This window comes from Sinobaca sp. SA16-1, assembly GCF_059510515.1.
Window position 1 is genome coordinate 724,135 of sequence record NZ_JCAKFL010000003.1, and the last position, 14,270, is coordinate 738,404.

The following is a 14,270-nucleotide window of genomic DNA, read 5'->3' on the forward strand; positions in this document are numbered from 1 at the left end:
AGGTCTCGCTAACAGCATACTGGCTGCCAATAAAACCGAGGATTTCTCCCGTCCTGACGATTTTATTGAAAAAGCTACTCCCCTTTTTCCAAAGGATATCAAGTTATTTCTTATAATGTACTCTTCTCTAACGAACATGTCAATCTTAATTATTCTGGCTGGTGGACCAAGTTTTCTGGAAGCATGCTTTACTTACGGGGATGGTGCAGTACCCGGCATTGTGGCCCGGATTTTCAAGATCATGTGTCACAATATCAAGAGACGTTCTACATGAAATAACGCCTCACACAGCAGTTGATTTTACTTTTATGTTGGATAGAGTACTGCGGCGTGGAGGCTTATAAGAGATAAACTGAGAGAAATTTCAGTTTTATCAGTGAAGTTCCTCAAATGGAACCAGACCATTTGAGAGCAGTCTTCAGCTGACACTAAAGGGACCAAACGACAGAAACATACCCAAGTGAAAAAGGAATAAGGCAAGAAGTATTACTGTGTACAGAAGCATAATCATAGAGGTACTTCTTTGGCTGTCTAATACATAGTATTTCACTAAAAGAAAGGAGCGGGAGAAATAGAAAACAAACGTGAAAATAATGAACATCGTTCCAAGTGGATAGGTAATCGACCGCCATGAACCCAAGTAGGAATAAAAAGAAAAACTGAGATTATAAAGCAAAATACATAGAATAGAGAGTGTCACCATATCACTGAAAATTTTCTGCGTACTTCTTTCAGTCGTAGAGTAACGCCTGCTGAACCAGCGGATCACATAAAAGTTCACAAGCACGGCTGGAACACTTAGCACAAACAATGTTTGTCCCAAAAAAATGTACATAAATATTCCCATGGTTTCATAAACAGGAAGAAGAGTTCCCATAATGATTAGGTTAACCGCATATAAGACAAAGACAAGCAAAAAAAGGAACAAAATGAGGAGAATGATACTGTTTATAATCGTTAAATGATGATCTTTCTTAATATTTTTTCTGGGAGCGCTCAAGGCGTTTACAAAAAAAGCCCACATGGTTAGTTTCTTATCACCGGATTTTGTCATAATAGCTCCTTTTTACCTGAAATGAAATGGGCATGCCTAATTGAACAGTGAAAAGCAGAGAGACCGCTTATAATAGTTCTCTTTTAGTCAACTACTAGATATATTCGATGCCTGGTATAGAATTCCTTTCTCTAAAAACAAAGGCGGGCGCTGAAAAGAGTGAAGCTTATCAGAAGATTTATGGAACCAATAGATTAATGCGGCTGTATTTTAACGGAAAATAAGAAAAGCAGAAGGAAAAACAGTACCTAATCCACAATTTTGAGGCCTAAAAGAGCCGCAAACTGCAGGGCCTGATGACTGGAGACTTTGCAGCCGAATAGATTATCGGGCGAGATTGTGAGGGAATCAAACCTGGAGGTACTAATGTCGATTCCTTTTAATGATGTCTGTTCAAAGTTGGCATCCGTAATGTTACAGGAGGTGAAGGCGACATTCTTAAACAGACAGTCAAAAAAGTCGGTATTCACTAATGAGCTGTCCTGAAAAGAGGTTTTCTCGCATTTGGATTCGCCAAACGCTGCGAGGTTTAACAGGGAGTGCTCAAATGACACGTGACCGAATCGGGACTCGGTGAAGTTAACGCCTGTCAGCTTACAGCTGTGGAACACGACGCGGTGAATGGAAGAATGGCTTAAATCAGCGTTGGAGAAATCACAGTTTTCAAACTGCACGTCGGTAATGTCGATATCCCGGAAAAATGTGTGCGAGAATCGGGAGTTTTTGATAATCATTTTTGACAAACGGGCACGAGGAAGCGATTCTGCTTCAAACAAAGAATCGGTGATCGAGCAGAGCTCGAGCTCTGGATCTTCCTCCATTAGAATATCGCTGAAACTTCTCGTAAAAAGGTGGTCCGGAATAGCAGGGGCGTTTATTTTCATACTAAAACCTCTCTCTGCGTGTATTGTATTACTATAGGAAAGAAACACAAATAAAAACAGACTATATTTTTTGTGCAAGGTATGAGCAAAGGTTATTATATCCATGATAATTTCACATACTATAATATTTTTAAAATAAAATAAGCAGTAAACAGACAAAACTACTTGAGAAATTACATATAAATTCATTTGTCTATATATGATAAAGTTAAAGAAAAACCTGAGGCGGGGGAATCGCAATGCACATAATAGAACGCCATCAGTTTTGGATATGGCTTCTACTTTTAATAGGGGCATGGGGATCGATTTTATTTACACCGTCTTCGCTGTGGGACCTGCCGCTGAAAGCACTGCTCGCTGCTTTGTTTTTTGGGGTGTTTTTTCTGCTGCCGCTTGCAAACGAGCACATGAAAATACAGGCGGGGCTCATCTTTATACTGGGGCTGGTGGCTGCTGCAGCGGCCTGGCCGGAGGGGACGACGATGCCCGTATATGAACTGCTGCTTGTTTACACCCTCTTGGGCGGCCTGGCTGTGTTTTATCTGCCGGCTGCATACGCTGCGGCAGTGGGTGCTGGGTTTATCGTTCTGGCGGGTCTTTCCGGGCTGCCGGGTAACCTTAGCTTTTTTCTGTTGTACATACTGACGGCCGGTACGGGACTGATTATGTATACGTATATGTATCGGAAAGAACAGAGAATGTCCCGGCGCAATGAAATCCTGTTCACTGATTTTCGAAAAATGAAGCGTTCCCTGATTTCAGGTGAACAGGCCGTGCGTCGTGAAGAGCGGACGCAGATTGCCAGGGAAATTCATGATTCGGTGGGCCATAAATTAACCGCATTACTCATGCAGCTGGAAGTATTCCGGATTCAGGTCCCGGAAAAACAGGAAGAGGTACAGGCGCTGAAGGAGCTGGCCAATGAAAGCCTGGAAGAAACGAGATCGGCGGTGAAGTCATTAAAGCGTGAGGAAAGTTCCGGGCTGCCGGCGATTCTTCTGCTTATCCGCAAGCTGGAGGCAGAAAGCGTTGTAACAATCGATTTTACGATAAAACAGAGAGCACTTACCGCTCCGTTGAGCAACGTCCAGTCTATTGCCGTGTATAGAGGCGTACAGGAAGCGATTACGAACGCGATGAAGCATGGCAGTTCCAACCAGATAAGCATTACTTTCGAGGCACCGGGCGGTCATATTTTCCGTTTTATCGTAAGAAATTCTATAAAATCGGAGATGTTTCAAAAAGAAGGTTTTGGCCTTTCCTCGATGCGAGAAAGAATGGAAGAAGCCGGTGGAAGTTTACGCATTGAAATATATAACAAAGAATTTATAGTAACGGGAACGCTGCCATTAGGGCAGGAAGGGGGTGCACACTATGATTCATATACTGCTGGCCGAAGATCAGAAGATGGTTCGACAGGGATTGAAAGTTATGATTGAAACGGACGAATCTATGCTGGTGAGCGGGGAAGCGGCAACGGGTCTGGAAGCCGTCGAATTATGCGCAAGCGGCAACCGCTATGATATTGCGATTCTCGATATCCGGATGCCGGTTATGGATGGGTTAAAAGCCGCTAAAAAACTGCACGAAGACTACCCGCAGATGAAAATTCTCATGCTGACGACGTTTAACGATGACGAGTATGCAATTGAAGCGTTAAAAAACGGAGCGAGGGGCTACCTGCTGAAAAGTGCCGACACGGAGGAGTTGATCCGCTCGATCCATACCTGCCTGGAAGGAGGACTCGTTCTCGAAAGCCATGTGGCGGCCAAAGTACTTCCTAATTTAATCGGTCGCAGCCCTCAGGAAAAGCAGTTTCTGGATCCGTCATTGACCGAACGGGAAGTGTCGCTCATCTGCTGCGTCGGAAAAGGAATGAACAATAAAGAAATAGCGGACACCCTTTATCTTTCTATCGGTACAGTAAAAAATCAAATCAGCGTAATTCTCGAAAAACTGGAGCTTCGGGATCGTACCCAGCTTGCTATTTATGCAATCCGCAATCAGATGGTATAAACAGATGACTAAAGTCATTTAAAAACGCAGCATAGATGACAAAAGACAGTGGGAGCACTGTCTTTTTGTGTATACACTACATATAACAACAAAAAAGGAGGTACGTCTATGCTGGAGGTAGAGAATGTGTCCAAATCATTTAAAGGCAGAAATGTAGTCGAGGGAATAAATCTTTATTTGGAAAAAGGCGAATCAATTGGACTGCTCGGGCCGAACGGAGCCGGGAAATCAACGACTATTTCTATTATTTCATCGCTCATTAAGCCGGGCAGCGGCGATGTGAAGCTGAATGGAAGCAGTGTAATAAAAAAGCCTTCGATAATCCGGAAAGTAATTGGCATTGTGCCGCAGGATATTGCCTTGTATGAAGAACTGTCCGCCTACGAAAACCTGCTTTTCTTCGGCCGGATGTACGGCATGAGCAAAACCGGCCTGGAAACGAAAATTCAAGAAGTCTGTAAACTGGTCGGGTTGGAAGACCGCCAAAAAGATATTGTCAAAACGTATTCCGGCGGGATGAAAAGACGGGTAAACATTGCGGCAGCCCTCCTGCACGATCCGGAAATTTTAATTATGGACGAACCGACGGTCGGTATCGATCCCCAGTCCCGAAGCTATATTCTGGAAATGATCCGCAGCTTAAATATAGAAAAAGGGATGACCGTATTGTACACGAGCCATTACATGGAGGAAGTCGAACGGCTCTGTGACAGAGTGTATATTATGGATCACGGGAAAATTATTTCCTCCGGTACAAAAGAAGAGTTGAAAAATATTTTATCTGCCGAAGAGACCATTTATATCGATTTTGACCGGGTATATCCAGCGATGTATCAAGAACTGCAGCATCATAATGACGTGCTGCGGGCCTCGGAAACCGAGCATGGCCTGAAGCTGATTGTGCCAAAAGGAAGCCGCCTGCTTAGCCGTATCTTCCAAATTACCGAGCGTCATAAAGCACAGGTCACTAATGTGAACGTCAGCGTTCCGTCACTCGAAGATGTATTTCTGCATTTAACAGGACGTAAACTTCGTGATTAGGAGGGGACAAATGTGAAGCCTTTTCTTATCAAAGATTTTAAAATAATGCTCCGCGACCGCTCTGAGCTCGTTGCTCTGCTGCTTATGCCTTTTATCATTATGGGAATACTCGGTACGGCATTAAGCGGTGTGATGGAAGGCGATACGTCTTCGATTGATATTCAGCTGGCTGTAGTCTACGAGGACGTTCAGGAGGAGGGTATTGCGGCTTTTCAGGAGCAGTTGCAGAACAGCGGACTGCCTCCGGAAGCAGAAGGTGAATTAGCTGCTGCTGCAGAGAATACGAATCCGGCCGGGTTGTTGGATAATATGCTGGAAGATCCGGAATTGGCGGACATGATACACGTGCAGACGATGGAGCGGGAAGAAGCAGAAACAGCCGTTCGTGCAGGGGATATAGATGCCGTGCTTACCTTCCCGGAACATTTTACGGAAGAGACGCTGAACAACATGTTAATGAATAAAGGAAACGGCAGCGAAATGCAGCTGCTTATAAGTGATGAGAGCTCTATTAATACTACAATTCTGAAAGATCTGCTGGCAGGTTTTACAGATAACCTTAATACCGAAAGTGCGATTGCTGCTGCCGGAGGAGCCGAGGCTGCTGTATCCCCTGCTCCGATAGAAGTCGGCGGGACTGAATCAGTATCCCAAAATGAGCCGGTCAGCGCGATGCAGTACTACTCCATCGGCATGGCTGTCATGTTTGTCCTTTATGTAGCAGGTACTATAGCGGGTAAGGCATTCGTAGAAAAACAGCAGCAGGTGTATAACAGAATTATTTTATCGGGAACAAGTCCCTGGAAATACCTGGCGGGAAAAATCATAGCCACTGCTGTGATTGCTTTTGTGCAGCTGACAATTCTTTTTATTCTTTCCGCTCTCGTATTTCGAACCTTTGAACTAAGTTCCCTTTCCTTTTGGATGGGCATGCTCGGTATTTCTGCTGTTCTGGCGGCCTGTGTAGGGGGGATGGGCGGCTTATTGACCTCCTTATCGATTCGGACCGAATCAGATACAGCCTCAGGAATTTTTACAGGCGTAATTGTCACGCTGTTTGCGTTTGCCGGAGGCAGTTTCTTTCCGCTGGAAGGAATGCCCGCATTTATCAGCGCTTTTGGCAGCTGGACGCCTAATGGAGCCGCGATGAACGCTTATTTACGATGGGTGCAGGGGTTTGGATGGAGTGAGCTCGCAGGACCATTTATGCAGATTGGCATCGTTTCACTCGCGGCAGTCTTTATCAGCTTCCTGATCTTTCCAAGAAGGAGGTCGGTGTCCTCATGAAAGCAATATTTCTTTTACAGTGGAAAAGGCTGCGGCGGATGCCGTATCTTGTTCTCACATTTTTCGCTCTGACACTGCTGTTTGTCTTTTTCTTAGGCAGTAACGGCCCTGGAGGGCAGATGGAAGTTAATGCATACATGGGGGAGAATGTGCAGGAAGCAGAGGCTGCCGGCTGGATAGACAGACTTAACGCCTCGGATTCCTTTCATTTTGAACTGGTGGATGAAGATCGGGCACGCAGTGAGATTATGGACGGAAGCCGGAACATGGCGCTTGAAATAAGAGAAAATGACTACCGCATGCTTGTTGCGGTGGAAGACCAGAACCACCAGCTTGTCGACAGCTATGTGAACCAGGTGTTTCGGGAAGAGCAGCGGCTGCAGCAGGCAGAAGAGCAGACAGGAGCGACTGATCTAAGAGAACAGGTGGAAGAAGAAATGGACAATCCGCCGCTCGATTTAACGATCAATTCAGTAAGCGGGGAAGAAAGCGGGTTTGTGTATAACGCGAGTCTACAGGCGCTGTTTGGGATGACGCTGTTTTTCTCCATGTATACGATTATGTTCAGTCTTTCCAACGTTGCAGACGAAAAGCGGCAGGGTACATGGGATCGGATGATTGTGTCGCCGCTCCGGAAATGGGAAGTGTATGGAGGACATCTGGCGTACTGTTTTGTACTCGGTATGCTGCAGATTATGATGATCTTTGTATTCTTTGAATGGGTGCTTGGTTATGACGTTAATATTCCAATCGGAGTCATAGCCGTCATCACAGCCTGCTATACGTTTGCCGTGGTGTCTGTCGGTATGCTGTTGATCGGACTCGTCCGTACGACCCAGCAGCTGCGGGCGGTCATTCCAATCGTCGTAACATCCATGGCGATGCTCGGAGGAGCATTCTGGCCGCTTGAAATCGTCTCGAATTCGTTTGTGCTTGCGTTATCCAAAGGGACGCCGATATACTACGGGGTCCAGGCTCTATATGATGCGTCGGCACTTGGTTACGGTATTTCCGGCCTGGCCGGCCATTTATCTCTGCTCGTGCTGTTTGGGGTTCTCTGCATGGGTATTGGCATCAATCTAATGGAACGCAGAAGTTAAAAAAGCAGAAACCCTCCGTTTCACAGGGTTTCTGCTTTTTCGTTTACAATTACAGCATTTGACTGACAGTTTTCGGATGCATGTGCTGGATAAGGTAGTCGGGACCGCCTGCTTTAGCATCAGTTCCTGACATTTTAAAGCCGCCGAACGGATGATACCCGACAATGGCGCCGGTGCAGTTGCGGTTAAAATACAGGTTACCAACGTGAAAACGCTGCTTTGCGTATTCCAAATGTTCGATCGTTCGGGAAATAACTGCGCCGGTTAACCCGTATTCGGTGTTGTTGGCTATGTGAATTGCCTGTTCATAGCTCTCGGCTGACGTAAAGGCCACGACCGGTCCGAATATTTCTTCCTGCATAAGCCGGGAGTCGGGGTCTGCATCCGCAAACACGGTCGGCTGGATAAAGTAGCCGGTGGAGTCATCGCTTTCCCCGCCTGCAACAAGGCGTGCTTCCCTTCGCCCAATCTCAATGTAACCGGTAATTTTATCAAAGGCTTTCTGGTTTACAACAGGCCCCATGTAGTGGTTGGAGTCTACGGGATCACCAACAGTCAGGCGCCTGGTACGCTCTTCGATTATGCTGAGCAGTTCCTCGTATACGTCCTGATGGGCGATAACGCGGGAGCCGGCGGAACACTTCTGGCCGGAAAAGCCGAAGGCGGACTGAATCACCGCTTCTGCTGCCACCTCAAGATCGGCGTCGCTGTCGACAACAATGGTATCCTTGCCGCCCATTTCGATAATAACCCGCTTTAAATGAAATTGGTTTTCCTGAATAACAGCTGCGCGGTTATAAATGCGCGTACCGGTCGCACGGGAGCCGGTAAAGCTGATAATCGACGTTTTTGGATGATCCACCATATAATCGCCGATCACTTCCGGGTCACCGGGCACAAAGTTGACGACGCCTTTTGGGACGCCCGCTTCGTGGAGAATATTAATAAATGCAGCAGCGATGACAGGCGTCGGTTCGGCGGGCTTCAGCAGGACTGTATTGCCGCTCACAAGTGGTGCTACCGTGATGCCCACCATAATCGCACAGGCGAAATTCCACGGTGGAATCGACACTGTCACGCCAATCGGCTGGTACATATACTGATTGTATTCACCTTCACGGCTGTTGATCGGTTTGCCGTTTTTAAGCTCGATCATCTGCCGGGCGTAGTATTCCATAAAATCGATTGCTTCGGCTGTATCGGCATCTGCTTCTTTCCAGGGTTTGCCGGCTTCTTTCACGAGCAGGGCGGAAAATTCATGTTTGCGGCGGCGCATAATGGCTGCCGCCCGAAACAGCAGTTCTGCCCGTGCTTCTGGATTTGTGTACCGCCAGCTTTCAAATGCCGTGGAGGCAGCCTCGAAGGCCTGATTAATATGAGCGGTCGTCGCTTTGGATACACGTCCAATGACTTCGTCTTTATGAGCCGGGTTCGTGGAGACTAGTTTATCTTCAGTCGTCACCGCCTCTCCATTGATCACAAGCGGATAGTCGCGGCCGAGGGACTGCTCGACCTGCTGCAGCGCCCGGCTGAATGCCTGCTGGTTCGTTTCGTCGGTGAAATCAGTAAACGGTTCGTGTTTGTATGGGGTGTACATTATATGGCCTCCTTAGTTTGTAGTAAAAACGTCTTCGATTTGGGAAATCGCCCAGTCCAGGTCTTCCTGCTCAATGACGAGCGGCGGGGCAAAGCGGATGACCGTTTCATGTGTTTCCTTGCAGAGCAGGCCTTTTTCTTTAAGTTGTTCACAGTATGGACGAGCCGGTACGGTAAGTTCCAGGCCGATAAAAAGGCCGCGGCCGCGTACTTCTTTAATAATCGGATTCTGGATGCTGCTCAGCTTGTTTTTAAAATAAGTGCCAAGCTCCAGGGAGCGCTCCGCCAGGTGTTCTTCTTCCAATACCTCAAGCGCAGCGATCGATACGGCGCAGGCAAGTGGATTGCCGCCGAACGTAGAGCCGTGGGAGCCGGGGGTGAATACGCTGAGAATGTCGTGGTCGGCTGCGACGCAGGATATAGGAAAGACCCCGCCTCCGAGTGCTTTGCCGAGAATATACATATCAGGTACGACGTTTTCCCAGTCGCAGGCAAACGTTTTCCCCGTCCGGCCGAGTCCGGCCTGAATTTCATCTGCTACAAATAGAACATTATGTTCCCTGCAGATTGCATACGCTTCTTTTAGAAAGCCTTCAGGCGGAATAACAATACCCGCTTCTCCCTGAATCGGTTCGACCAGAAAAGCAGCGGTCTGCGGCGTGATGGCCTCCCGCAGCGCTGCAGCGTCTCCATAAGGGATCAGTTTAATGCCGGGCAGTACCGGCCCGAAGGCCTGCTTGTTTTCCTCTTCAGAAGAGAGGGACACGGCAGCCATCGTTCTGCCATGGAAATTACTGTTACATGCAATAATTTCTGCACGGTTTCGCTCAATTCCTTTTTTTTCATAGCCCCAGCGGCGGACGGCTTTTATAGCTGTTTCCACCGCTTCAGCTCCCGTGTTCATCGGCAGGATCATATCTTTATTTGTTAATGCGGCCACTTTTTCATAAAACGGTGCCAGCGGCTCGCTGTGAAAAGCACGCGACGTGAGGGTTACTTTTTCCGCCTGCTCCTGCAGGGCACGAATAATTTTAGGGTGGCAATGGCCCTGGTTCACGGCAGAGTAAGCACTCAGCATATCAATGTAGCGGTTTCCTTCCGGATCCTCGACCCATACCCCGTTGGCCTTGGAAATAACAATCGGAAGCGGCTTGTAGTTATGGGCGCCGTACTGTTCTGTCTGTTCAATAATGGAAGCGGTTGAAATGGAGGCTGTCATTTTACTCTCTCCTTTATATAGATGAAATGTAACTTTTCCTGAAAAATATCTTTTCTAACAGAGCTTTTCCCCAAAGAGGGAACCGATTAAATCGACCGCGGCTTTAGCCGTGCGGTTTTTTTCGTCCAATATAGGATTAACTTCTACAAAATCAGCGGACGTAATGATTTCTGCTTCGGCGAGCATTTCCATCGCCAGGTGGCTCTCCCGGTAGCTGAGTCCGCCGACGACCGGTGTACCGACACCCGGGGCATGCTGGGGATCAAGCGCATCCAGATCAAGACTTAAATGGACGCTGTCTGTTTTGTCCTTTAAATAGGAAATGGCTTCTTTCATCATTACGCTCATGCCGTGCCGGTCTATTTCATGCATCGTATACACCCGGATGCCGAGCTGTTTAATTAACTGTTTTTCGCCTTCATCAAGCGCACGGGCTCCAAAGAGGACGATATTTTCGGGGCGGAGCTTAGCCCGGCTGCCGCCGATATGGGTGAGCCTTTCTTCGCCAAGCCCGAGCGCAGCGGCAAGCGGCATGCCGTGAATATTGCCGGACGGGGAGGTGTCGCTCGTATTCAGGTCGGCGTGGGCGTCATACCAGATCACGCCCGGGTTTTCATAATGGCCGGCCACCCCGGCGACCGATCCGATGGCGATGCTGTGATCTCCCCCAAGAGTAAGAGGAAAGCTGCCGGAGGCGATGGTTCTGGATACCTGTTCCGCCAGCCGGGTATTTACATCAACGACCTGGCCCAGATTCCGCAGGCTTTCGGTTGTCCCGGCAGTATGCAGCGGGGGTGTAAGGTCCCCAAGATCTATCACGGTGTGGCCGAGATTCTGAAGCCGTTCAACGACGCCGGCGTAGCGGATAGCACTCGGTCCCATATCAACCCCTCGTCTCTGCTGGCCTAAATCCATAGAAGCGCCAATAATACTAATATGTTTCATCGTTGTCCTCCTTTAACATATGTAAGACTCTCTTGTTAGTAATGCAATATACGTGCCAACTTAATGGTATCTAAAAAAAACGAAGCTGAATGAACAGCTCCGGTTTTCTACACTAATATTTTTTGGATCCCGAGTTTTTTCAGGCGGTACTGCAGGCTCTGGCGGCTGAGGCCTAGCACCTCCGCGGCCTGTTTAATATTGTAGTTGTTTTTTTCGAGTACCTGCTTGACATACTGCTTTTCTGCTTGAAATAAATACTCATGAAGCCCGGGAGACCCCTCGACGGAGGGAATGTCTGCAGGAGCTTGTTGTTCAACGGGAGAGGTTATCGATGTCCCTTTTGAAACAGGACGGTTTCGAAAAGGAAAGGGAAGGTGCTTTGTGTCAATCCGCTTTTCTGTTTCCATTACGTTCATCGCGCCTTCAATTACATGCTCAAGCTCCCGCACATTTCCCGGCCAGCTGTGCTGCTGAAACAGCTGATCTACTGCCGGTTCCAGCCCTTGGACGTGCAGCTGGAATAAATGATTGTATTTGGATATAAAAAATTCGGCCAGAGGTGCAATATCGGCCCGGCGCTCCTGAAGCGGCGGAATAAACAAGGTAACTACCCCAAGCCGGTAGTATAAGTCTTTGCGCAGCCGGTTTTCGGTAATCGCATCGATTGGATCTTCGTTCATTGTGGCGATAATACGGATGTTCACTTCGATGTCCTTCGTTCCGCCTATCCGCCGGATCGTCCGTTCCTGCAGCACCCGCAGCAGCTTGGACTGCAGGTGGGGGCTTAAAGAATTCAGTTCATCGAGAAGCAGCGTCCCGCCTTCCGCCTGTTCAAACAGGCCCGGTCTGTCAGCAGCACCGGTGAACGCCCCTTTGTTTGTACCGAATAAAATACTCTCAATCAGGCTGTCCGGCAGCGCTGCGCAGTTCTGGCTGATAAATGGTTTGGAAGCGCGGCTGCTTTCGTTATGAATGCTCTGGGCAAATATTTCTTTTCCGGTACCGGTTTCCCCGATAATTAAGACAGAAGACGTAGTCCGTGTGGCACGTTTTGCGAATTCAACGGCTTCTATGAGTTCGCGGCTGTTTCCGATGATGTGCTGAAATGTGTACCGGCGGCTGCTTTGACTGCGGTTTTCCTGGAGAATCCGTTCGAGCTTCGTAATGTCTTTGGCAATTTCCACTGCTCCGATAATACGGCCGTTTTCCCGCACGGGGAAGGTGTGGTTTACTGTAGTGATTTCCGCGCCCTGGTTATTTAAATAGGTCTGGCGGGGCCTGCGGGACTCGGTGCCTTCACGCCATGCCTGCTCGAGGGTGCTGTCGTGCCCTTCATTAAAAGCAAATACATCGGAAATATTACGGTACAGCACATCACAACTGTTCATGTTTTCAATCTGCGCCATTTTTTCATTGTAGATAACGGTTTTTCCCATATCATCTACGACATGAATGCCAAGATCGATATGTTGAATCAATGCCTGGTATATCGTTTCCGGAAGGACCATCGTTTATCCCTGCTTTCTAAACAAATGCCAAAATTTTTTTCTTAAGAATTAATATTTATATAAATAGTAGCACGAGGGAGGAGGGATGCAAAATAATTTGTGAAGATTATACAGGGTAAAACAAAAACAGACAGGGTTTCCTGTCTGTAAAAGGTGATATTATTGTTCCTTCATAAGCTTTTGCACCATTTGTTCAGCAATAGCGTGTCTTTGGGCATCCGCTTCGTAACCTGTATAGGAAGCACCGCCTTTGTGCACCGCATCAATAAACGCAGCGGTAACGCCGAAAAACCCCCGCTTCTGGAGCATCGGCTCCCAGTCGTTCATGGAATGCTTGATAATTTGTTTATTTTGATGAGTGGCGACATCGTTGATGTTGTGAACAACTCTTGTTTCGCTCTCGCTCATCAGCTCGACTTTTTCCTCGGTCGTGCCCGCGTTGCGGTTCATAATACCGATGGCGGTTCCTTCTTTGGCTTCGAGTTCGAGCACTACGTGGTGAACAAGCCCGTCTTTCTGTACGCCGCGGGTCCGAATTTCCTGAATCTCATAAGGGAATAAGTACAGAAGGGTATCAATTACGTGTATAAAGTCCTCTACTATAAACGTGCGGTAATCAGCGGCCTGATGGTCTCTGTTTTTCTGCATAATGATCATGTTCGGATCCGCTACTTCTTTTAACGCTTGATAAGGCTTAGCATACCGGCGGTTGAATCCAACCATAAGGATTAAGTTATTATCTTTTGCTTTTGCCAGCAGCCGTTTGGAAGCACTGCCGTAAAAAGTGATCGGCTTGTCAATATAAACGTGGATCCCGTGGTCAAGAAGCTCGTCAATAATAGCCTCATGGGCCTCGGTGGCCGTACTTACAAAGGCGGCTTCAATACCGCTTTCCATCCATTTCTTTCGATCGGTAAATATTTCACGGACAGGAAATGTGGCAGCGGCTTCCTCTAGAGCTTCCCGGTTTCTGGAGCATAAGTACAACTCTACGTCTTTTGTTTGAATGAGCGCCGGCAGGTAGGCTTTTTTAGCAATATCCCCGATGCCGATTAATCCTATTTTCATGTTTTTCCCTCATCTCAGCTATTAGTGTTCTCCTCTTATAAATACCCTCCTTTTCCAGGAATGAACCGCAGCGGTGGAAAAGCATAGAAAAAGCGGACAGGTGTAAGCCTGTCCGCTGTGTTGTATTAAGAAGAGGGGGAAGTAGTTGTTGAAATCTCAGTCAGTTTTCTTTTATCTGGGGTAATCGGCTTGACGTTCTCGCGGTTGGCCAGGAATTCCGGACGCGGCGGCTGCCCGGAGAACGGGTGGGTGAGTTGGTTTTCCATCGAGTTAAACACAAAAAACACGTTGCTGCGTGCATACGGGGAAATGTTCCCGGACGAGCCGTGCATGGTGTTGCAGTCAAAAAACAGCACCGAGCCGGCCGGGCCGGTGGCCCGGTCAATGCGGCCGCCGGCTTTATCGACGAGCCAGCTCATGCTGTCGTTGTCCGGCACGCCGCTTTCCTGCTTCTGCAGCGACGACTTGTAGTTGTCCTTCGGCGTCTCGCCCGGGCAGGAAATGTACCATTTCTGCGAGCCCGGGACGAGCATCAACGGGCCGTTGAACTCG

Annotated in this window: 13 protein-coding genes; 6 read left to right on the forward strand and 7 right to left on the reverse strand. The window is 48.0% G+C overall.

Annotated elements, in window-relative coordinates:
• Positions 1–161: 161 nt before the first annotated feature.
• Positions 162–344: an undecaprenyl-diphosphate phosphatase gene (locus tag AC5W2J_RS11715; RefSeq protein WP_496059629.1), complete on the forward strand. Its 183-nt coding sequence runs from the start codon at positions 162–164 to the stop codon at positions 342–344.
• Positions 345–1,302: 958 nt separating this feature from the next.
• Here AC5W2J_RS11715 and AC5W2J_RS11720 read toward each other — a convergent pair.
• A complete protein-coding gene (locus AC5W2J_RS11720) occupies positions 1,303–1,938 on the reverse strand; it encodes a pentapeptide repeat-containing protein (protein ID WP_496059630.1) in 636 nt (211 codons plus the stop codon).
• Between the two features lie 239 nt (positions 1,939–2,177).
• On the opposite strand from AC5W2J_RS11720, the gene AC5W2J_RS11725 reads away from it, so the two are divergent.
• From AC5W2J_RS11725 to AC5W2J_RS11745, 5 genes are all read left to right on the forward strand, one after another.
• Entirely contained in the window at positions 2,178–3,377 is a 1,200-nt protein-coding gene (locus AC5W2J_RS11725; protein ID WP_496059631.1) for a sensor histidine kinase, read from the forward strand.
• Positions 3,313–3,954: a response regulator transcription factor gene (locus tag AC5W2J_RS11730; RefSeq protein WP_496059632.1), complete on the forward strand. Its 642-nt coding sequence runs from the start codon at positions 3,313–3,315 to the stop codon at positions 3,952–3,954. The genes AC5W2J_RS11725 and AC5W2J_RS11730 overlap by 65 nt, the downstream gene beginning before the upstream one ends.
• 108 nt (positions 3,955–4,062) lie before the next feature.
• A complete protein-coding gene (locus tag AC5W2J_RS11735) occupies positions 4,063–4,995 on the forward strand; it encodes an ABC transporter ATP-binding protein (RefSeq protein ID WP_496059633.1) in 933 nt (310 codons plus the stop codon).
• A gap of 12 nt (positions 4,996–5,007) precedes the next feature.
• The gene (locus AC5W2J_RS11740; RefSeq protein ID WP_496059634.1) at positions 5,008–6,282 is read left to right on the forward strand and encodes an ABC transporter permease; all 1,275 of its coding nucleotides are present in this window, start codon (positions 5,008–5,010) and stop codon (positions 6,280–6,282) included.
• Complete coding sequence (locus AC5W2J_RS11745) at positions 6,279–7,382, forward strand: ABC transporter permease (RefSeq protein ID WP_496059635.1); 1,104 nt, start codon at positions 6,279–6,281, stop codon at positions 7,380–7,382. Before AC5W2J_RS11740 ends, AC5W2J_RS11745 begins: the two co-directional genes overlap by 4 nt.
• A 49-nt stretch (positions 7,383–7,431) precedes the next feature.
• Here the strand turns inward: AC5W2J_RS11745 and pruA are convergent, their stop codons facing one another.
• From pruA to AC5W2J_RS11775, 6 genes are all read right to left on the reverse strand, one after another.
• On the reverse strand, positions 7,432–8,979 hold the full coding sequence (gene pruA / locus AC5W2J_RS11750; RefSeq protein ID WP_496059636.1) for an L-glutamate gamma-semialdehyde dehydrogenase: 1,548 nt from the start codon (positions 8,977–8,979) through the stop codon (positions 7,432–7,434).
• A gap of 12 nt (positions 8,980–8,991) precedes the next feature.
• Positions 8,992–10,197 carry an ornithine--oxo-acid transaminase gene (locus AC5W2J_RS11755; RefSeq protein WP_496059637.1) on the reverse strand — a complete coding sequence of 402 codons (1,206 nt, stop codon included), beginning with the start codon at positions 10,195–10,197 and terminating at the stop codon, positions 8,992–8,994.
• 54 nt (positions 10,198–10,251) lie between these two features.
• Positions 10,252–11,142 (reverse strand): arginase, encoded by an 891-nt coding sequence (rocF, locus tag AC5W2J_RS11760; RefSeq protein ID WP_496059638.1) that lies wholly within the window; start codon positions 11,140–11,142, stop codon positions 10,252–10,254.
• 107 nt (positions 11,143–11,249) lie between these two features.
• Positions 11,250–12,650, reverse strand: coding sequence for a sigma-54 interaction domain-containing protein (locus AC5W2J_RS11765; protein WP_496059639.1), 1,401 nt, complete (start codon positions 12,648–12,650; stop codon positions 11,250–11,252).
• 159 nt (positions 12,651–12,809) lie between these two features.
• Positions 12,810–13,718: a Gfo/Idh/MocA family protein gene (locus tag AC5W2J_RS11770; protein ID WP_496059640.1), complete on the reverse strand. Its 909-nt coding sequence runs from the start codon at positions 13,716–13,718 to the stop codon at positions 12,810–12,812.
• A 125-nt stretch (positions 13,719–13,843) separates the two neighbouring features.
• A partial coding sequence (locus AC5W2J_RS11775) for a phytanoyl-CoA dioxygenase family protein (RefSeq protein WP_496059641.1) occupies positions 13,844–14,270 on the reverse strand: 427 nt, incomplete at its 5' end.

Coding starts and splice junctions, on each gene's coding strand:
- AC5W2J_RS11720 (WP_496059630.1), bottom strand. CDS start 1,938: ATGAAAATAAACGCCCCTGCTATTCCGGACCACCTTTTTACGAGAAGT.
- AC5W2J_RS11725 (WP_496059631.1), top strand. CDS start 2,178: ATGCACATAATAGAACGCCATCAGTTTTGGATATGGCTTCTACTTTTA.
- AC5W2J_RS11730 (WP_496059632.1), top strand. CDS start 3,313: ATGATTCATATACTGCTGGCCGAAGATCAGAAGATGGTTCGACAGGGA.
- AC5W2J_RS11735 (WP_496059633.1), top strand. CDS start 4,063: ATGCTGGAGGTAGAGAATGTGTCCAAATCATTTAAAGGCAGAAATGTA.
- AC5W2J_RS11745 (WP_496059635.1), top strand. CDS start 6,279: ATGAAAGCAATATTTCTTTTACAGTGGAAAAGGCTGCGGCGGATGCCG.
- pruA (WP_496059636.1), bottom strand. CDS start 8,979: ATGTACACCCCATACAAACACGAACCGTTTACTGATTTCACCGACGAA.
- AC5W2J_RS11755 (WP_496059637.1), bottom strand. CDS start 10,197: ATGACAGCCTCCATTTCAACCGCTTCCATTATTGAACAGACAGAACAG.
- rocF (WP_496059638.1), bottom strand. CDS start 11,142: ATGAAACATATTAGTATTATTGGCGCTTCTATGGATTTAGGCCAGCAG.
- AC5W2J_RS11765 (WP_496059639.1), bottom strand. CDS start 12,650: ATGGTCCTTCCGGAAACGATATACCAGGCATTGATTCAACATATCGAT.
- AC5W2J_RS11770 (WP_496059640.1), bottom strand. CDS start 13,718: ATGAAAATAGGATTAATCGGCATCGGGGATATTGCTAAAAAAGCCTAC.